Consider the following 18,420-nt stretch of genomic DNA (forward strand, 5'->3'; position numbering starts at 1 on the left):
AAGGGTAGTGGGAATCAACATTTTACCAAGTAACTTACTCTTATAACAATAAAAGAATCACAAATGTGATCCTTCTTCTCTTGTATTCCGCTTTAATGAAAAGTGATCTGGTACGGGGTCTTTACCCGTTTCAGACCAAGGATGGCAACGTAATATCCTAGCCAAGCCCATCAAAACTCCCTTTAATCCATGTTTTTCAATAGCCTGAATCATATAGTTGGAACAGGTAGGCTCAAAGCGACAAGAGGGGGGAAAGGCTGGTGAGATAAAGCGTTGGTAAAAGCGCACTGGCGCAATTAAGATTTTTTTCATTATTTATTATTTGTTACAGCCATGGTGTGTAGTTGGCTGATTTCTTTTTTATTGAGACGACGTGCTTCTCCTGGACGAAGTCCTGTCAAGTCTAAATGTCCAAAACGTGTTCGAGACAACTTATCCACTTGAAGCCCAACTGCTTCAAACATCTTTTTAACCTGGTGATTGCGTCCTTCATGAATGGTTAGCTGGACAACTGAACGGTTTTTAACAGGATCTACTTTGAGAATTTCGTAAACAGCTGGCTTAGTCTTTTTGCCATCAATCTCAACTCCACGAGTCAAAGGACGAAGATTTTCCTTGTTAGCCACACCTTTAACACGCGCAACATAGACCTTGTCAATCTCATTACGGGGGTGAATCATCTCGTCTGTAAAGTCCCCATCGTTGGTCAAAATCAAGACTCCAGATGTATCCCAGTCCAAACGCCCTACCGGATAAATCCGTTCTTTCACATTGGGTAAAAGGTCAACAACAGTCTTGCGGCCCTTGTCATCCGTTACACTGGAAATCACACCACGTGGTTTATTGAGCAGATAATAGACCTTTTCTTCGTTGTAGATGGGTTGGCCTTCAACTTCGACCTTGTCGCCTGACTTGATAGTCGTCGCTAATTCACGTACTACCTCACCGTTGACTGTCACCAAGCCTTGCTTGATTAGTTCCTCTGCTTTTCTCCTACTGGCCACACCAGCGTGGGCAATATATTTATTGATTCTCATCTTCTTCTATCCTTTCACCAAATAATTGGCTTTCTTGTGCTTGAATATCAAGTTCATCTATCACTGGCAATTCTTCCAGATGATTAATACCCATGTAATCTAGGAAATAATCCGTAGTTACATAGAGATTAGGGCGACCCAAAACCTCTTTTTTCCCGTCTTCCTTTATCAGATCAAAAGCCTGCAACTTTGCCAAGGCTCCACTCGAGTTGACCCCACGGATGGCATCAATTTCTATCCGTGTGATAGGCTGCTTATAAGCAATGATGGACAAGGTTTCTAGCGCAGCTCGAGATAGACTCTGGTTGATGGGCGCCTTAGAATATTCTTTCAAAATAGCTGCAAATTGAGGCTTGGTTACCAATCTGTAGGCACCACCTGTCTCAATCAAGGCTAAACTGGAATCCTGGTCTTTTTCATACTTTTGAACTAACTTTTCTAAGCTTTGCTGAATCCCAGTCGGTGGCAAAGAAAGGAGTTCAGCCAACTGGCGTATCCTTATCCCCTCTTCACCCGCTACAAACAAGAGCGCTTCTATTTCTGCTAAAGTACTCATACTTCCTCTCTATCAAGCCTGACTTTGTTCTACTTGATTTTCCTCTTTCTTTTTCATGAGATAGATATCTCCAAAGCTCTCTTTTTGAATTAAGAGAATTTCTTGGGTTTTAATCAACTCCAAGGTCGCTAAAAAGAGCATGATGACCTCTTGTAAATCCTTGGTTTCTTTAAACAAATCTTGCAAGCATAATTGCTCACCTTCAACCAAAGCTTCTCGGACGATAACCATCATATCCTCAATCTTGTACTCATCTCGTAAAATGGTTGTGTGACTTTGCGAGAATTCTTCTTTTTTCTTGGAAAGCAAGTTTGAAAAGGCTAAGAAAAGATCAATCGTCGTCTTATCATGCACAAGTTCAGCATCCTCATAAATCAACTCTGTCGGCGCTTTTGAGTAATATTGAGCTCGCTCTTGATGCTTCACTTCCAACTGCTCTCCCAAAAGTTTAAACTTACGGTATTCTTCGATTTGAGAAAGGAGGTCCTGCTCCAGGTCATCCTCTAGGTCTGTCACTTCTGCAACCTTGGGCAAGAGCTTGCGACTCTTTATGAGCATGAGTTGACTAGCCATGACCATGTACTCACCTGCGACTTCCAAACGCATAGCTTGTAATGTGGAGATATAGGCTAGATATTGCTCGATAACCTCTGTAATGGGCACATCATAGATATCCATCTGGTACTTTGAAACCAAGTGCAAAAGAAGATCCAAAGGCCCTTCAAAATCTTTTAATTTAATATCCATTATCTATATTTTTCCAAGGTCATGACTGTCTTTAGTCCTAATTTTTTAGCAATTTCGTACAAGTCAACCTTTTCTTCGATTTGTCTTAATATAAACTGTTCTCTCAATTTTTGGGCAGATAAGTCTGAAAAACCTTTTTCCTTTAGAAAGGCTTCTAACTGACGAAAGGCCCACTGACGGGAGTATGGCTTCCCAGATTTTTCAAAAAGATAGGTCTGCCCCATCAAGGGTTCTAACTCTGCAAGCAAGTTTGTGGGAAGGCTCAAAATTCTTTGTTGAGAAGCTTTATTGATTCTCAATACTTGAAAGTCTAGATTCACATCACTTGTTTTTAAGGCTAGAATTTCACTTGGTAAGAGGCCCAATTCAACTATCAGCAAGGCCAACAAGCGTCCCTCTGGATAGGCACTTTCTTGCCAGAAAGAACTGAGGTCTAAAAGTTCTGACTGAACTTGCTTTTTCTCAGCCTGTTTTGGTAATTCTAAACGATAAAAGGTACCAATTTCCCCCTTCTGGTATAAAAAGTAAAGAAATTGATTGCAAGCAGAAACCTTACGCTTTTGGGCACTGATTTTAAAATTTGATAGTTGAGCTTGGTAGATTTTTAAACTTGTCTCAGAGATTCGTTCTCCAATCAAATCAAAAAACTGCTCCAAGTCATACTTATAGGATTGCTTAGAATTTACAGACAAACCTTGTTTTTCTTCTAAAAATGCTGAAATCCCTTCTCTCATTTGCTTCGAATCTCATATTCCTTACTAAAGTCATGCAAGAGAGCATTGACAGCCTTGAGGATTGACTTCCGTGTGATAATCCCTTGGAAAATACCATCCTTACCAACGACTGGTAGGAAAGACTCATCCACTAACTTATGCAAAACATCCGTCAATGTATAGTCTGGACTGACAACTGCTACGTCCTTTTTGGTCATGTGTACGATATCCGTATCTGCCATGGCTTCCTGACTCAAGTCCTGCTCCATCTGGTAGGCCAGAATGTCTCTAAGTCCAATGGTTCCGACAAATTCTTTCTCATCAGTCACTACTGGCACTCTGGTATAGGTCATCTGGCTAAGGAGGAGAATTGCATGATCTGCATTGTGGCTATCAATGAGTACAGCCAAATTTTCAGCAGGAGTTAAAAAGGTTTCCTCTTGCTCCAGTAAAAACTGTTCAAACTCCTTGGCAATCATCGAGCAAACTCCTTGGATAAGCCTGGATAGACCTCATGGTTACGTGTCAAAAAGTCCACTTTAAAGTAGCTATCATCAATCTCTACACGGGCATAGAGGCATTCTCTGATAGTCCCACGTGGCTGACTGATAGAACCAGGGTTTAGAAAGAGAGTCTTCCCTTCCATCCAAGCGTTTGGAACATGCAAGTGCCCATAAAGACAGATATCTGCATCTTCTTCCTGAGCCCAGAAATCTAGTTTCTGGAAATTAAAGTTAATATCAAACAAATGTCCATGGGTCTGGATGATCTTGGTAGGGCCTAGTTGAGTCACCAAGCGTTCTGGATAATCTGAATAAAAATCCATGTTCCCTCTGACGACCTGGATTCCTTCCCAGAGGGGTGAATCTGGGCGAAGCTCAGAGTCACCATCGTGAAAAATAGCATCGACTTTCCCTAGATAACGGTTACGGATTTCTTCTACAATCAAGCTATCTCCGTGGGAGTCACTCATTACAATGATGGTTTGCTTTGCCATGATGGAAATACCTCCAAAAGTTTCTTAACGGCTAAGGCACGGTGGGACTGGCTATTTTTTTCTTCAAGTGTTAATTCAGCTGATGATTTGCCAGTTTCTCCTACTAGGAAAAGAGGATCATAACCAAAACCATTTTCACCCTTAGGTTCAAAGTTAATGTAACCTGGCCAGTCAGCTTCGACAACCAAGCTTTCCTTTCCTGGGCTAGCTACGACAAGGGTTGTATGGAATTGAGCTGAACGGTCCTTGAGTTCAAAAACCATAGCTAATTCGTGCAAGAGTTTAGCATTGTTTTCCTGGTCAGTTGCTCCCACTCCTGCAAAACGAGCTGACCAAACACCTGGTAGACCACCGAGGACATCGACTTTAAGACCAGAATCATCTGCTAGAACCATCTTGCCTGTTAATTTAGAAATAGTTTCTGCCTTAAGGCGGGCATTTTCTTCGAAGGTCATACCTGTTTCGGCTACTTCAGGTAGGTCTGGATAATCATTTAGATTTTCTACGTCATAGCCCAGTTTGTCAAAGATAGCACGAAATTCCTTGGTTTTCCCCTCGTTACGAGTTGCAATCAACAAGGTTTCTCTGACTTTATTTGTCTCGAAAAAGTCTTGAACATTGACTCCTTCTTTAGGCAATTCTACATGCAGAAGTTGTCCATTTTCAACTAAGAGCAAGGCACCTTGACGTTGAATGACTTCCAAGTTTCGGTCCGCTTCTTGGTTGAGAATATCTACCACAAAAGAGAGTAAGCGGTAGGCTGAACCATATCGTAAAACAGTGACTGAAAGTGGAAATCCTCGCTCCTCATCTCGAAAGATTTTGGCCAAATCAACTAGCGGAAACTCTAACTCATCATCCGTCAAAGTCCGAATGCCACCAAAAACACTGTAGGATCCAACATACCAGTCTTGGTCATCCTTGTATTCATAAATTTTGTTTGTCATAATGTTACATGCTCCACATGAATCTCTTTTTCCAGCCATTCTGCTCCTATCTGGGCAAAACTTTGGCTATTTGCAGTTGTATAAAAACGGTGTTGAAGGGGCGCCGCATCTCGGCTACGATTAATCTCAAAGTAATTGAGTAAGACTGAGATATCGCGCACACACTCAGCTCCACTATCGATCAGCTGAACCTTAGGCCCCATGACATTTTGAATAATGGGTCTGAGGAGTGGATAATGAGTACAGCCCAAAATTAAGCTATCTACTTTTCCGACTAAGGGACGCAAGGTTTCATAGACAACTTTCTTGGTCACACTGGTCGATAGAGCACCTGACTCGACCAAGGGAGCAAACTTAGGGCAGGCCAAGCTTTCCACTTGTAAATCTGGGTCTAGATCATGAATCTTTTGTCGATAAATATCTGATTTTACCGTCATCGGGGTTCCAATCACACCGATTTTCCCACCCTGACTCGCTTTGATAGCTGCTGATGCACCAGGCAAAATCACACCCAGCACCGGAATATCCAACTTAGCTTTAATCTCTTCCCAGACGACTGCCGTTGCTGTATTACAAGCAATGACAATCATCTTAACATCCTTGGTCAAAAGAAAGTTGACCAGCTGCCAAGTATATTCACGAATCTGCTCAGCAGGACGGGGACCATAGGGAGCCCGTGCCGAATCTCCAATATAGACGATTTCTTCATGAGGAAGTTGGCGCATGAGTTCACGCACAACCGTCAAGCCCCCGACACCCGAATCCAAAAAACCAATTGGTCGATTATCCATACAGTCTTCTTTCTAGTATTTTTTCTGATTGATAGTTCATTATCATTACATTTCTTCCTGAAATTTCTGACAGACTGGGTAGCTCCCGACTGTCTCCCTCTTAATCATAATCAAATATCAATAGAATGCAAGGAAAAAGTCTTGTCTCTAAATATCAGTCAAACATAGTGAGAAGTCTGGAACTTTCATCCCAGACTTTTCCTATTTATTTCTTTTTATTGTTAGCAAGGGCTGCTTTTTGTTGGCGAATGATTTGGTGGTAAACTTGTTGTACTTTAGCTTCGCTTGGCTTTTGACCGTTTGCACTTAACAGAGTACGAACTGCTTCTGCGTTCAAACGTGGGTTATCCGCAAATTCTTTTTCGATTTGCTTGCGCACCAAGTACATACCTCCAAGAGCTCCTCCTAGAAAAGCTAAAAGAATCAATACAATTGCTAAAATAAGGTTCATAACATTTCTCCTGTTTCTTTTTGAATCTTCTATATTATACCATAAAGTCCCACGCCTGACTAGTTTGAGTTACGCTTTCATAAGGGTTGGTAATTACTCAGATTATTTTTTATCTCTGATCTTTTTCAATAGAATTAAAAAGAACTAAAATTTGGTAAAATAAGGCCATTTCTCTTGTAAGCCCTTGCAATAGTTTTATTTATTTGTTATATTAAGATTATCTGAAAAAATCACACATATTTCTGAAGACTTATTTTTTTAAAAGATAATGTATGCGCTTACAGATTTAAGAAAGGAGAATTTTGTGGATAAGAGATATTGGGAAAAATCCTGTAAGTATAGCATCCGCAAGCTAAGTGTCGGAGCTGCCTCTGTTTTACTTGGTGCTGTGTTTTTAGCAGCACAGGGTGTTGCTGCTGATGGTGTCGAGATTACGGAAAGTGAGGCAACAATTACTGAAACCTCTGCTAAACCGGATACAAAGGTAGAGGAAGTTCTTGTTTCTAACACAGAGACTCGGCCTGTAGCTGAATCAGCTGAAAAGCAAACAAACCCAGAGGCAGAACTACCTCAAACTAGTAGTCAGTCAGAGACAAGTGCTACTACCGCCCCAGCTGACAATAAGGAGAGTGAGAAACCGGAACTTCCTGTGAACAAGCAAGAACATTACGAACTACATTACAACCAACCAACTGCTCCTTCCTATGACGGATGGGAAAAACAAGCCCTTCCAGTCGGAAATGGAGAAATGGGTGCCAAGGTTTTCGGACTCATCGGTGAAGAAAGAATCCAATACAATGAAAAAACTCTCTGGTCTGGAGGCCCACAGCCAGATAGTCAAGACTACAACGGAGGAAACTACAAGGATCGCTACAAAGTCTTAGCCGAAATCCGTAAGGCCTTAGAAGACGGTGACCGTCAAAAAGCCAAACAACTAGCAGAGAGAAATTTGGTTGGGCCAAATAATGCCCAATACGGTCGCTACCTAGCCTTCGGTGATATCTTCATGGTCTTTAATAACCAGAAGAAGGGCTTGGAAAATGTTACTGACTATCATCGTGGCTTAGACATTTCTGAAGCTATCACAACTACCTCCTATACCCAAGATGGGACAAGTTTCAAGCGAGAAACCTTCTCTAGTTATCCAGACGACGTCACTGTGACCCACTTGACTAAAAAGGGAGATAAGACGCTTGATTTTACCCTTTGGAATAGCTTGACTGAAGATTTGATTGCGAATGGCGACTACTCCTGGGAATATTCGAATTATAAACAAGGAGCAGTTACGACTGATTCTAATGGTATTTTGCTCAAAGGAACTGTCAAAGACAATGGTCTGAAATTTGCTTCCTATCTTGGTATCAAGACGGACGGAAAAGTCACTGCTCAAGATGGTTATTTGACTGTCACTGGAGCCAGTTATGCAACACTGCTACTCAGTGCCAAGACCAACTTTGCTCAAAATCCAAAAACCAATTATCGCAAGGATATTGACCTAGAAAATACTGTCAAATCGATCGTTGAAGCTGCTAAAGCCAAAGACTATGAGACTCTGAAAAATGATCACATCAAGGATTACCAAAGCCTTTTCAATCGTGTTCAACTAAACCTCGGCGGTAGCAAGTCTAACCAAACTACAAAAGAAGCTCTCCAAACCTATAATCCAACAAAAGGGCAAAAATTAGAAGAACTCTTCTTCCAATACGGACGTTATCTACTGATCAGTTCTTCTCGTAATCGGACAGATGCCCTTCCTGCCAACTTGCAAGGAGTCTGGAATGCTGTAGATAATCCACCTTGGAACTCAGACTACCACCTCAATGTCAACCTACAGATGAACTACTGGCCTGCCTACATGAGCAATCTCGCAGAAACAGCTAAGCCAATGATCAATTATATCGATGACATGCGCTACTATGGCCGTATAGCTGCTAAAGAATATGCAGGTATCGAGTCCAAAGAAGGGCAAGAAAATGGTTGGCTGGTTCATACTCAGGCGACACCATTCGGCTGGACTACTCCTGGTTGGAACTACTATTGGGGTTGGTCTCCTGCTGCCAATGCTTGGATGATGCAGAACGTCTATGACTACTACAAATTCACCAAGGATGAAACTTATCTTAAAGAAAAGATTTATCCAATGCTCAAGGAAACAGCCAAGTTCTGGAATTCCTTCTTGCACTACGACAAGGCTAGTGACCGTTGGGTTTCTTCTCCATCCTACTCGCCAGAACATGGAACTATCACGATTGGGAATACCTTTGACCAATCTCTAGTTTGGCAGCTATTCCACGACTATATGGAAGCAGCCAATCATCTGAAGGTCGACCAAGATTTGGTGACAGAAGTGAAGGCTAAATTTGATAAGCTCAAACCACTTCATATCAACCAAGATGGTCGTATCAAGGAGTGGTTTGAGGAAGACAGCCCACAATTCACCAACGAAGGCATTGAAAACCATCACCGCCACGTTTCTCATCTAGTTGGACTCTTCCCAGGTACTCTATTTGGCAAGGATCAACCTGAATATCTAGAAGCTGCACGCGCAACCCTCAACCACCGTGGAGATGGTGGAACTGGTTGGTCTAAGGCCAATAAAATCAACCTCTGGGCCCGTCTTCTAGATGGAAATCGTGCCCACCGTTTGTTGGCAGAACAGCTCAGATCTTCAACCCTAGAAAATCTCTGGGATACACACGCGCCTTTCCAAATTGATGGAAACTTTGGTGCAACCAGCGGTATGGCAGAAATGCTCCTTCAGTCTCACACAGGCTACATTGCCCCATTACCAGCCCTTCCAGATGCATGGAAAGACGGGCAAGTCTCAGGCTTAGTCGCTCGTGGTAACTTTGAAGTCAGCATGAAATGGAAAGAGAAAAATCTTGAAACGCTATCCTTCCTTTCTAATGTTGGTGGGGATTTAGTCGTAGACTATCCAAATATCGAATCTAGTATTATCAAGATTAATGGCAAGGAAGTTCAAGCTAGTCGCCTCAAAGATAACCGTATCCAACTTGCGACTCAAAAAGGTGATGTCATTACCTTTGAAAACTTCCCTGGACGAGTGACTCGCTTATCAGCCCTTCGAAAAGATTCCGCCACAGCTGAACTCGACTTTAACACAGTTGAGGGAGCAAGTCATTATGTCATCCGACGAGAAAGCAAGGATGAAAACAGTCAAACTCCTAGCGTTCGTGAGTTTATCACCAACCAAACTCACTTCATCGATCGCTCGATTGATTCTAGCCATGCCTATACTTATACCGTTAAGGCTATGCTAGGGGATCGTACAACACCAGTTTCAGATCCTGCTTCTATCGATGCCTTCAGTGAGTTGATGGATGACCGTGACAAGCGCATCCAGTACGGCTCTGCCTTTGGAAATTGGTCTGACACAGATCTATTTGGCGGAACCGAAAAATACGCCGATATCTCAAATGGAAATTACTCTGATAAGGATGCGACTGCAACCATTCCATTCAATGGACCTGGTATTGAAATCTACGGACTCAAGTCATCTCAATTGGGACTTGCTGACGTTAAAATCGATGGCAAGTCTGTTGGAGAACTTGACTTCTATACAGCAGGAGCAACTGAAAAAGGTGTATTAATAGGACGTTACACAAATCTATCTTCAGGTTCTCACCTCATGACCATCACTGTTAAGCGCGAGCACAACGGACGTACAAACGAGCGTGCAAAAATTTCTCTCGATTACTTCAAAGTCTTCCCAGACCAAGGAGAAGCTGTTGAGAAGATTGACGACCGTGACCCTCGTATCCAGTATGGTTCCATGTTTAAGGATTGGAGCGATGCAGAACTCTATGCTTCTACAGAAAAATACGCTGACATCAACGCTGATGATAGCCTCGCTTCTGAAGCCACTGCAACCATTCCATTCTCTGGAACAGGTATCCGAATCTATGGATTAAAAACGGCATCACTAGGCAAGGCACTTGTCACACTGGATGGAAAAGAGATGCCAGCTCTTGATTTCTACACTCCGGGAGCGACTGAAAAAGGTGCATTAATTGGCGAATTTACCAATCTAGCAGATGGCGATCACGTTCTTACTTTGAAAGTAGATCCGAATTCTCCACAAGGACGAAAGAAAGTTTCTCTCGATTCCTTTGATATCTTAAAAGCTCCGTCCGTGTCACTCGATAGTCCAAGCCTTGACCCTATTAATTCCAAAGATAAGACTGTTACCTTAACCCTACCAACTGGCAATTGGGATGGAGTCGCTGTGACCTTCCCTGGTATCAAAGATCCTCTCCTACTCAGAAAAGTCGATGAGGACCATCTTGTCACATCTGGCGAACAAACAGTATTAACCATTAAGGATAACAAGGTCCAACTAGACATTCCTGAGGCTACAGATCGTAAAGCTGGTAATTCGATAGGAGCTTATGCCATCCAAGATACAACAACTACTAGTCCTGTTGTAACTGTCTTTCCTAAGGACGAAACTGCTCCAGTTGAAGAAAAAATCCTTACAAGCAAAGGGGATGAGCCTGCTCCAGTAGTAACCATTCCTGAGTACACAGATCCTATTGGGACAGCTGGAGATCAGGAGGCACCTACTGTGGAAATTCCTGAATACACTGGTCCTATCGGAACTGCTGGTGAGCAGGAGGCACCTACTGTGGAAAGACCTGAATACACTGGTCCTATCGGAACAGTTGGGGATCAAGAGGCACCTACTGCGGAAAGACCTGAATATACCAAACCTATCGGAACAGTTGGGGAACAGGAAGCGCCTACTGTGGAAAGACCTGAATATACCAAACCTATCGGAACAACTGGGGAACAGGGAGCGCCTACTGCGGAAAGACCTGAATATACCAAACCTATTGGAACAGGTAGTGGTCAAGCCTCGCCAAGTAACACAGTTCCTGAGTTTAAACTCAAAGTATTGAAAGACAAGACTACAAGAGTTCAAGTTATTAGTGGCACAACTGAACTAGGAGGCGCAAGCTACCTCGACAGTCAAAAAGTTGAAAATAAAGAACTCTTGGGCAAGAAATACGATGCTTACGCTCTTCAACTCAAGGATAAAGATGGACAGCCAGTTCAACCAAAAGGTGCTGTACTCGTTCGACTACCAGTATCCGGTGATATTCAAGAACTCTATCAATTAACTTCAACAAATGAATTAAAACCACAAGAATTCACCATTCGAGACGGTATGATTGAGTTTATTACTTTTGACGTGAGCACCTACGCTATTGTCTACAAGACAGAAGGCTCAACTGTTAAACCTGTCCCAGCTCATACGGAAGAAAGAAATCTAGAAACCACAAAACCATTGGTTGAAAGTAATGAAGCCAATGATCAGGTCTCTACGAATGATAAACAACTCCCAGCCACAGGTGAACAAGTTAGCTCTCTCCTCTTTATAGCAGGTCTCAGCCTAGCCCTCTCAGCTACTTTCTTACTAAAAGGTAAGAAAAATTAAACATTGTCCCCCTAGGAATATAGATTTATTCCGCTATAAAAAAGGATGGAAAATCATTCCATCCTTTTTCTATTTCAATAATATACTACAAATCAAATCCTATTCACATCTTTTGTAAATGATTTGGTAGGGTAGAAAAGTGGTAGAACAAGTCTTGATGTTCTACCGTTTTTTTACATCCACTACTTCCGTTTTCTTGCGATCAGGTGAATCGGTGTTCCTTCAAAGACAAAGGCCTTGCGGATTTGATTTTCCAAGAAACGTAGGTAAGAGAAGTGCATGAGTTCTTCTTCGTTGACAAAGATGACAAAGGTTGGTGGTTTGGTTGCCACTTGGGTCGCATAGAAAATCTTAAGGCGTTTCCCTTTATCTGTCGGTGTTGGATTGATGGCGATAGCATCCATAATCACATCATTCAAGACAGCTGATGGAATACGGGTATTTTGACTCTCGCTGATTTGTTTGATCATCTCAGGCAACTTGTGGAGACGTTGCTTGGTCAATGCTGAAACAAAGATAATAGGTGCGTAAGGCAGGTATTGAAACTGCTCACGGATATCCTCTTCCCAGTTTTTCATGGTGTGGTTATCTTTTTCAAGTGTATCCCACTTATTGACCACGATAATCATCCCTTTACCAGCTTCGTGGGCAAATCCAGCGATACGCTTGTCATACTCACGAATACCTTCCTCGGCATTGAGGACCATCAAAACTACATCTGAACGGTCAATAGCACGCATAGCACGCATAACCGAGTATTTCTCAGTATTTTCATAGACTTTACCTGACTTACGCATACCAGCCGTATCAATCATGGTAAACTCTTGGCCGTCAGCATCTGTAAAATGAGTATCAATGGCATCACGAGTGGTACCAGCGACAGGGCTGGCAATGACGCGATCTTCTCCCAAAATGGCATTAATCAAGCTAGATTTTCCAACATTTGGACGACCAATCAAGCTGAATTTAATAACATCTGGATTTTCTTCTTCAACTTCATGTGGGAGATTTTCCACGATAGCATCCAGCACATCCCCTGTCCCGATACCGTGAACAGATGAGATTGGTAGAGGTTCGCCCAATCCAAGAGCATAGAAATCATAGATATCATTTCGCATCTCTGGATTGTCAACCTTGTTAACGGCTAGGATGACTGGTTTATGAGTTTTATAAAGTTTACGGGCAACGTATTCGTCCGCATCTGTAATTCCTTCTTTACCAGACACGACAAAGACGATAACATCTGCTTCTTCCATGGCAATTTCTGCCTGGTGCTTGATTTGTTCCATGAAAGGCGCATCGACATCATCGATACCTCCAGTATCAATCATACTAAAAGAACGATTGAGCCACTCACCTGTGGCATAGATACGATCCCGCGTTACACCTTCAATATCTTCTACGATTGAGATGCGTTCTCCCGCGATACGGTTAAATAGGGTTGATTTCCCAACATTGGGACGTCCCACAATGGCAACAGTTGGTAAGGCCATGTTTTCTCACTTTCTACAATAACTTCTTCTGCTCAAGATTTTCTCGAGTCGAGCTTGGTTCTGGATTGCCGAATTGCTCTGCTAAACGTTGACTCCAAGTTGTAGTCGCACGCGCACCTGCATATTCAGTCTGTACACGGTCATAGGCTTCGATTGCCTCAGTTGACTGTTCTTGGTATTCTTCCTCAAAGACAACATTCTCTAGTGGCAGTCTTGGTTTTACAGCATGCTGTTGATTTGGCACACCGAGTGCAATCCCAAAGACTGGATAGGTATAGTCAGGAAGCTTGAACAATTCTGCTAACTCAACAGACTTGTAACGCACCAAACCGATAATCACTCCACCATAGCCTAGGCTTTCTGCCGCAAGCAAGGCATTTTGTCCAGCCAAAGCCGCATCTACTGAAGTGATGAGGAGTCCTTCCACCCCTTGAGGTTGGAAAATATCCGTATGGAGACGAGCTCCTTTTTCTGCACGGTTTAGGTCACCAACAAAGAGGAGAAATGCAGCTGATTGGCGAATAGCTTCCTGAGGGACTAGATCAAATAAGGCGTCCTTCTTTTCTTGACTTCTGACAAGAATGACCGAGTAGGATTGGAAATTTTTCCAAGAAGAAGCCATTTGGGCAGCTGTCAAAATCTCATTCAAGTCTGCTTGGGGAATCTCTTGCTCCTTAAATCTACGCACTGAAGTATGATCCTTCATTAATTTGATTGTTTCTGTCATCGGCGGTTTTCTCCTTCAAGTCTTGTTTCCTCTGCTAAATAACGAATGCGTTCCATGACGCGTCTAGCTTCCCAGGTTTCGTCATTTCCATTTTTCCCTTTTGCGAAATGCTTCTCCAAATCTTCAAAGTTGAAGTTGGAGGTGAAAAAGGTTGGCAAATCTTCCTGCATACGATATTGGAGAATAACCTGCAGGATCTCGTCACGCACCCAAGCTGTTGATTGCTCGGCACCAATATCATCCAAAATCAAGACTTCAGCAAGCTTGATCTCATCCACCAAGGTCTTGACATTGCCATCACCAATGGCATTTTTGACATCGATGACAAAGCTCGGATAGTGGAGGAGCGTTGATGAAACACCACGTTTTTCTGACAAATCATGGGCTAGGGCAGCCACCATGAAACTTTTACCCACACCAAAGTCTCCATATAAGTAGAGACCTTTCAAATTATTGGGGTAAGCGTTAACAAATTTTATCATTCTATTTAGAACAGTTAAACGCCGAACATCATCACGATAAACATCTAAAAAACTGACATTTTTCAAGCTAGATGGAAAATTAATTAAGTTGAGACGTTTCTTGATGGCAGCTTCTTTTTCTGCTGCGATTAGCTCCGGAGTTTCTTCATAAGAAACGTCCGCATAGCCATGGTTCATGACTAGAATGGGCTTGTAGCCACGCGCGATATAGTCTGTATCTCCTCGGAGGAACTTATCTCTCTCAGTGATGTATTGGTTAAACTTGGAAATACTACGGTTCAACTCCTCCTGACTGAGGGATTCTTTCTGGATAAAGGCCGCAACATCAGGGTCTTTCACTATTTGCCGGACTAAATCCTGATACTGAAATCGGCTTGGTTGACGTTTGAGTACATCTCCGACACTTTCCATCTAATCACCTCCGTTATCTAATTTTGCTAATAATTCTAGGGTTTGGCGTTCCATTTCTTCTAATTCCTCAGCGGATGACGTATTTTTATATTCAGGGTTGCTCCATTTAGGCACATTGGTTTTTGCTGGGGCAGTCTGATTCTGCTTTCGCGTTTTTGCTTTTTGGCCACGTTCACGAATACGGAGGACAGCTTCCTCTGCACTACGGATATTTTGATAGGCGTAGTCATTAGCCACCTTCATGGCGTATTTTTCATTGATATTGGCCGAATCAACCTTATTAAAGGTCAGGAGCAGGATAACATTGATTACTTCATCCAGCAAGCCCAAGGCCGCCATCTGCTGGAGCAGGTCTCGTTCAGTCTGGGTAATACTTCCCTTGCGAGTCTGCTTGATTTCAGCAAGGAACTGCAAGGCTGTCTTTTTCTTAGCCTCTCGGATAATGGTAGCCTCCTTGGGACTAAAGTCAGAAGTCACAGGATTTTGCGCTATCTTTTCACGGATGCGTTTGACAGAAATCACTTGCGACACTGCTGTCGCTTTGGCTACTTGATAAGTTTCAAACCAGGTCCACCTCTGCTCGTCTGCTATTGCAAACAAGGCCAAAACATCCGAAGTCTCATCTTGAAAGCGAAGACCATCACGGGCCATGAGCTGACGGAAATGCTCCAAATCAAAATCATCTGCTGCAGGCTGACTGCTAGAGGTTTCTTGACTCACAGACTCGGATAACTGAGGAAAGATTTGACTCAAGGCCACCGAGATCGGTTCCCCTTCAACACTTTCCTGTCTCATGGCTGCAACCGCACTATCCCCAATCATTTTTTCTAACAAGGTCCGATAAACTGTATGTTGTAAAAATTCTTGAGTTGATAGGGGAGGATGAAGTAACAGGCTATAGGTCTCCCCCTGCTGATAGAGGGTCACCAATTTCATGGCTGTCAGAGTTTTAAAAGCCTTTAAAAGACTATCCATCCCAAAATTCAGATGGTTGAGCATGGCTGCAAAGAGATGTTCCTTTTGACCACCATCCCAAAAAGTCACAGCATAAAGATATAGGCTCAGCGCCTCCTGACCGATAATCGGGAGGTAGCACTGCACCATTGATGAGGTATCTTGCGACACCCGATTATTCTTTACAAAAGAAAAACGGTCATTTGGCTTCATTTATTTTTCCTTTTTCTTTTTTGAGGATTGTGTGATCTGCTGGAGTAGGCTTTCAAGCTCACTCACATCCTTAAAACTACGGTAAACACTGGCAAAACGGACATAAGTAATCTCATCTAGCTCTGCCAACTCTTCCATAACCAAGGAACCAATAACCTCACTCTGAATTTCATTTTCATTGCGACTACGGAGTTTTTGTTCGATGCGATTGACCACCATGCCAATCTCATCACTAGACACTGGACGTTTCTGGGCTGAACGAATAATCCCGTTAAAGATTTTATCTCTTGAAAATTGTTCCCGTGTACCATCTTTTTTTACCACAACCAGTGTTCTCTCTTCAACACGTTCATAGGTTGTAAAACGATGCTGACACTCTTCACACTCACGTCTTCTTCTGATTGTATTTCCTTCTTCAGCCTGGCGACTATCGATCACACTTGATTTTGTAGCGCCACATTTTGGACAACGCATGCCTTTCCCTCCTTGTCGTTTTCTTTTCATTATACCATTTTTTAAGAGATTCCCAAAATAATTCTCCTTTTGGCTTGACAAGTTTTTTGTTTTGTTGTATTATTGAATTAACACAAAGGTAAATAGAAAGGAGATCGTGATGTCTTGGACATTTGATAACAATAAACCCATTTATTTGCAGATTATGGAGAAAATCAAATTACAGATTATTTCCCATAAACTCGAGCCCAATCAACAGCTTCCAACCGTTAGAGAATTAGCAAGCGAGGCAGGGGTCAATCCCAACACCATCCAGCGTGCCCTATCGGACTTGGAAAGAGAAGGCTTCGTTTATACCAAGCGGACATCTGGACGCTTTGTCACAGAGGACTTGGACTTGATCCTCCAATCCCGTAAGCAACTGTCAGAAGAACAGCTGCAACAGTTTGTAACAGGCATGGTAGAATTTGGTTATGAAAAAGAAGAACTACCGACTGTTTTGAGAGATTATATTGAAGGAGTTTAAACTATGACCTTGTTAGCATTTGAAAATGTGTCGAAATCCTACGGAGCAAGCCCTGCTCTTACAAATGTTTCCCTTGAAATTCCAGCTGGAAAAATCGTTGGTCTCCTTGGGCCAAACGGTTCTGGAAAGACAACCTTGATTAAACTAATCAACGGCTTGCTACAGCCAGAGGAAGGGCGTATTCTTATCAATGGCGTGGAACCAAGCCCAGCAACTAAAGCGATTGTTTCTTATCTCCCTGATACGACCTACCTCAACGAGCAGATGAAGGTCAAGGAAGCTCTCACTTATTTCAAGACCTTCTACCAAGATTTTAATCTGGAACGTGCTCAAGGTCTTCTTCGTGACCTTGGCATCGATGAAAATAGCCGTTTCAAGAAACTCTCAAAAGGGAACAAAGAAAAGGTTCAGCTGATTCTTGTCATGAGTCGTGATGCTCGTCTATACGTGCTTGACGAACCAATCGGGGGTGTAGACCCAGCGGCTCGTGACTATATCTTGAACACCATCATTAACAACTACTCTCCAACTTCGACTGTCTTGATTTCAACTCACTTGATTTCAGATATCGAACCAATCTTGGATGAGATTATCTTCCTCAAGGATGGAAAAGTCGTCCGTCAAGGAAATGTTGATGATATTCGCTATGAGTCTGGAGAGTCTATCGACCAGCTCTTCCGCCACGAATTCAAAGCCTAGATAAAGGAGATTATTATGTTTTGGAATTTAGTTCGTTATGAATTTAAAAATGTTAACAAATGGTATTTAGCCCTCTATGGTGCTGTGTTGGCTCTTTCTGCCCTTATCGGGGTTCAAGCTAGTTCCCTAAAATCCATTGATACACCTGATCAACAAATGATTATGTTAGTTTTTCTGGCTCTAGTTTTTGGTGGACTAATCATTACCTTAAGTATTTCAACCTTGATTTTGATCATCCGTCGCTTCAAGGGTAGTGTCTACGATCGTCAGGGATACCTAACTCTCACACTCCCCGTATCTGAGCACCAAATCATTTTATCCAAACTTTTGGGTGCTCTCATCTGGTCTCTGGCGAGCTCATTAGTCTTTATCTTGAGTATTTATATCATTTTAGTTCTGACTGGTGCAAACTTCCTTGATATCTTTTCTCTCGAATACCTCTTTAAATTTTACATGGATAGTTTCTGGCTTTCTGTGATTTCATATATCCTCAGCACAATTTCAGGAATCCTCTGCATCTACTTGGCGATTTCCATCGGACAACTTTTCAATGAATACCGCACAGCTCTTGCCGTTTTAGCCTATATTGTTATCCAAACCATTCTCGGCTTTGTTGGTCTCAACTTTCGCATAGATATCGACTACAATTGGATGATCTCCTTTGAAATCGTTAAAGACCTCATCCTCAGCGCAGCCTTCTATCTCGGAACCTACTATATCTTAAAGAATAAAGTTAATTTGCAATAAAAAATGCCCAGCTACTAG

The 18,420-nt window shown here is 42.4% G+C and carries 19 protein-coding genes; 4 read left to right on the plus strand and 15 right to left on the minus strand.

The genetic code is table 11. The features are described from left to right. Positions 1 to 57: 57 nt before the first annotated feature. The 10 genes from yidD to O3633_RS08365 all read right to left on the minus strand — a co-directional run bounded on the left by yidD (position 58) and on the right by O3633_RS08365 (position 6,239). Positions 58 to 312: a membrane protein insertion efficiency factor YidD gene (gene yidD / locus O3633_RS08320; RefSeq protein WP_049530040.1), complete on the minus strand. Its 255-nt coding sequence runs from the start codon at positions 310 to 312 to the stop codon at positions 58 to 60. Then, positions 312 to 1,037 carry a pseudouridine synthase gene (locus tag O3633_RS08325; protein ID WP_371620976.1) on the minus strand — a complete coding sequence of 242 codons (726 nt, stop codon included), beginning with the start codon at positions 1,035 to 1,037 and terminating at the stop codon, positions 312 to 314. Before O3633_RS08325 ends, yidD begins: the two co-directional genes overlap by 1 nt. Continuing rightward, the gene (gene scpB, locus O3633_RS08330) at positions 1,024 to 1,593 is read right to left on the minus strand and encodes an SMC-Scp complex subunit ScpB (protein ID WP_371620977.1); all 570 of its coding nucleotides are present in this window, start codon (positions 1,591 to 1,593) and stop codon (positions 1,024 to 1,026) included. Before scpB ends, O3633_RS08325 begins: the two co-directional genes overlap by 14 nt. A gap of 12 nt (positions 1,594 to 1,605) precedes the next feature. Continuing rightward, a complete protein-coding gene (locus tag O3633_RS08335; protein WP_371620978.1) occupies positions 1,606 to 2,340 on the minus strand; it encodes a segregation/condensation protein A in 735 nt (244 codons plus the stop codon). Further along, entirely contained in the window at positions 2,340 to 3,074 is a 735-nt protein-coding gene (xerD, locus tag O3633_RS08340) for a site-specific tyrosine recombinase XerD (RefSeq protein ID WP_315640500.1), read from the minus strand. Before xerD ends, O3633_RS08335 begins: the two co-directional genes overlap by 1 nt. After that, the gene (cbpB, locus tag O3633_RS08345) at positions 3,071 to 3,532 is read right to left on the minus strand and encodes a cyclic-di-AMP-binding protein CbpB (RefSeq protein ID WP_371620979.1); all 462 of its coding nucleotides are present in this window, start codon (positions 3,530 to 3,532) and stop codon (positions 3,071 to 3,073) included. The genes xerD and cbpB overlap by 4 nt, the downstream gene beginning before the upstream one ends. Next, positions 3,529 to 4,050 (minus strand): metallophosphoesterase, encoded by a 522-nt coding sequence (locus O3633_RS08350; protein ID WP_001118959.1) that lies wholly within the window; start codon positions 4,048 to 4,050, stop codon positions 3,529 to 3,531. The genes cbpB and O3633_RS08350 overlap by 4 nt, the downstream gene beginning before the upstream one ends. Beyond that, a complete protein-coding gene (locus O3633_RS08355) occupies positions 4,026 to 4,997 on the minus strand; it encodes a nucleoside-triphosphate diphosphatase (protein WP_371620980.1) in 972 nt (323 codons plus the stop codon). Before O3633_RS08355 ends, O3633_RS08350 begins: the two co-directional genes overlap by 25 nt. Next, a complete protein-coding gene (racE, locus tag O3633_RS08360) occupies positions 4,994 to 5,788 on the minus strand; it encodes a glutamate racemase (RefSeq protein WP_049503242.1) in 795 nt (264 codons plus the stop codon). The genes O3633_RS08355 and racE overlap by 4 nt, the downstream gene beginning before the upstream one ends. 205 nt (positions 5,789 to 5,993) lie before the next feature. Further along, positions 5,994 to 6,239, minus strand: coding sequence for a YneF family protein (locus tag O3633_RS08365; RefSeq protein WP_001048970.1), 246 nt, complete (start codon positions 6,237 to 6,239; stop codon positions 5,994 to 5,996). 304 nt (positions 6,240 to 6,543) lie between these two features. Between O3633_RS08365 and O3633_RS08370 the strand changes: the two genes are divergently transcribed. Next, on the plus strand, positions 6,544 to 11,697 hold the full coding sequence (locus tag O3633_RS08370; RefSeq protein ID WP_371620981.1) for an SIALI-17 repeat-containing surface protein: 5,154 nt from the start codon (positions 6,544 to 6,546) through the stop codon (positions 11,695 to 11,697). 182 nt (positions 11,698 to 11,879) lie between these two features. Here the strand turns inward: O3633_RS08370 and der are convergent, their stop codons facing one another. The 5 genes from der to nrdR are packed head-to-tail and all read right to left on the minus strand — an operon-like array spanning position 11,880 to position 16,451. Beyond that, positions 11,880 to 13,190, minus strand: coding sequence for a ribosome biogenesis GTPase Der (gene der / locus O3633_RS08375; RefSeq protein WP_049508964.1), 1,311 nt, complete (start codon positions 13,188 to 13,190; stop codon positions 11,880 to 11,882). A gap of 13 nt (positions 13,191 to 13,203) precedes the next feature. Continuing rightward, the gene (locus O3633_RS08380) at positions 13,204 to 13,917 is read right to left on the minus strand and encodes an NADPH-dependent oxidoreductase (RefSeq protein ID WP_371620982.1); all 714 of its coding nucleotides are present in this window, start codon (positions 13,915 to 13,917) and stop codon (positions 13,204 to 13,206) included. Next, positions 13,914 to 14,810, minus strand: a complete 897-nt coding sequence (gene dnaI, locus O3633_RS08385) for a primosomal protein DnaI (protein ID WP_371620983.1) — start codon at positions 14,808 to 14,810, stop codon at positions 13,914 to 13,916. Before dnaI ends, O3633_RS08380 begins: the two co-directional genes overlap by 4 nt. Beyond that, positions 14,811 to 15,977 carry a DnaD domain protein gene (locus tag O3633_RS08390; RefSeq protein ID WP_371620984.1) on the minus strand — a complete coding sequence of 389 codons (1,167 nt, stop codon included), beginning with the start codon at positions 15,975 to 15,977 and terminating at the stop codon, positions 14,811 to 14,813. Further along, positions 15,978 to 16,451, minus strand: a complete 474-nt coding sequence (gene nrdR / locus O3633_RS08395) for a transcriptional regulator NrdR (RefSeq protein WP_001203674.1) — start codon at positions 16,449 to 16,451, stop codon at positions 15,978 to 15,980. Positions 16,452 to 16,590: 139 nt separating this feature from the next. Here nrdR and O3633_RS08400 point away from each other — a divergent pair, with 139 nt between their 5' ends. Genes O3633_RS08400 through O3633_RS08410 form a run of 3 tightly spaced genes read left to right on the plus strand, consistent with a single transcriptional unit; the run spans position 16,591 to position 18,402 of the window. Next, positions 16,591 to 16,956, plus strand: a complete 366-nt coding sequence (locus tag O3633_RS08400; protein ID WP_000119157.1) for a GntR family transcriptional regulator — start codon at positions 16,591 to 16,593, stop codon at positions 16,954 to 16,956. A gap of 3 nt (positions 16,957 to 16,959) precedes the next feature. Further along, a complete protein-coding gene (locus tag O3633_RS08405) occupies positions 16,960 to 17,655 on the plus strand; it encodes an ABC transporter ATP-binding protein (RefSeq protein WP_371620985.1) in 696 nt (231 codons plus the stop codon). A 15-nt stretch (positions 17,656 to 17,670) separates the two neighbouring features. Beyond that, complete coding sequence (locus O3633_RS08410; RefSeq protein WP_371620986.1) at positions 17,671 to 18,402, plus strand: hypothetical protein; 732 nt, start codon at positions 17,671 to 17,673, stop codon at positions 18,400 to 18,402. The last annotated feature ends 18 nt before the right edge of the window (positions 18,403 to 18,420 follow it).

Origin of the sequence: Streptococcus sp. 27098_8_22 (assembly GCF_041432415.1) — a bacterium.
Classification (GTDB): domain Bacteria; phylum Bacillota; class Bacilli; order Lactobacillales; family Streptococcaceae; genus Streptococcus; species Streptococcus pseudopneumoniae_M.

What these genes read in the sequence shown, in the direction of transcription:
- yidD (WP_049530040.1), bottom strand. Translation starts at nt 312, where the DNA reads ATGAAAAAAATCTTAATTGCGCCAGTGCGCTTTTACCAACGCTTTATC.
- O3633_RS08325 (WP_371620976.1), bottom strand. Translation starts at nt 1,037, where the DNA reads ATGAGAATCAATAAATATATTGCCCACGCTGGTGTGGCCAGTAGGAGA.
- scpB (WP_371620977.1), bottom strand. Translation starts at nt 1,593, where the DNA reads ATGAGTACTTTAGCAGAAATAGAAGCGCTCTTGTTTGTAGCGGGTGAA.
- O3633_RS08335 (WP_371620978.1), bottom strand. Translation starts at nt 2,340, where the DNA reads ATGGATATTAAATTAAAAGATTTTGAAGGGCCTTTGGATCTTCTTTTG.
- xerD (WP_315640500.1), bottom strand. Translation starts at nt 3,074, where the DNA reads ATGAGAGAAGGGATTTCAGCATTTTTAGAAGAAAAACAAGGTTTGTCT.
- cbpB (WP_371620979.1), bottom strand. Translation starts at nt 3,532, where the DNA reads ATGATTGCCAAGGAGTTTGAACAGTTTTTACTGGAGCAAGAGGAAACC.
- O3633_RS08350 (WP_001118959.1), bottom strand. Translation starts at nt 4,050, where the DNA reads ATGGCAAAGCAAACCATCATTGTAATGAGTGACTCCCACGGAGATAGC.
- O3633_RS08355 (WP_371620980.1), bottom strand. Translation starts at nt 4,997, where the DNA reads ATGACAAACAAAATTTATGAATACAAGGATGACCAAGACTGGTATGTT.
- racE (WP_049503242.1), bottom strand. Translation starts at nt 5,788, where the DNA reads ATGGATAATCGACCAATTGGTTTTTTGGATTCGGGTGTCGGGGGCTTG.
- O3633_RS08365 (WP_001048970.1), bottom strand. Translation starts at nt 6,239, where the DNA reads ATGAACCTTATTTTAGCAATTGTATTGATTCTTTTAGCTTTTCTAGGA.
- der (WP_049508964.1), bottom strand. Translation starts at nt 13,190, where the DNA reads ATGGCCTTACCAACTGTTGCCATTGTGGGACGTCCCAATGTTGGGAAA.
- O3633_RS08380 (WP_371620982.1), bottom strand. Translation starts at nt 13,917, where the DNA reads ATGACAGAAACAATCAAATTAATGAAGGATCATACTTCAGTGCGTAGA.
- dnaI (WP_371620983.1), bottom strand. Translation starts at nt 14,810, where the DNA reads ATGGAAAGTGTCGGAGATGTACTCAAACGTCAACCAAGCCGATTTCAG.
- O3633_RS08390 (WP_371620984.1), bottom strand. Translation starts at nt 15,977, where the DNA reads ATGAAGCCAAATGACCGTTTTTCTTTTGTAAAGAATAATCGGGTGTCG.
- nrdR (WP_001203674.1), bottom strand. Translation starts at nt 16,451, where the DNA reads ATGCGTTGTCCAAAATGTGGCGCTACAAAATCAAGTGTGATCGATAGT.
- O3633_RS08400 (WP_000119157.1), top strand. Translation starts at nt 16,591, where the DNA reads ATGTCTTGGACATTTGATAACAATAAACCCATTTATTTGCAGATTATG.
- O3633_RS08405 (WP_371620985.1), top strand. Translation starts at nt 16,960, where the DNA reads ATGACCTTGTTAGCATTTGAAAATGTGTCGAAATCCTACGGAGCAAGC.
- O3633_RS08410 (WP_371620986.1), top strand. Translation starts at nt 17,671, where the DNA reads ATGTTTTGGAATTTAGTTCGTTATGAATTTAAAAATGTTAACAAATGG.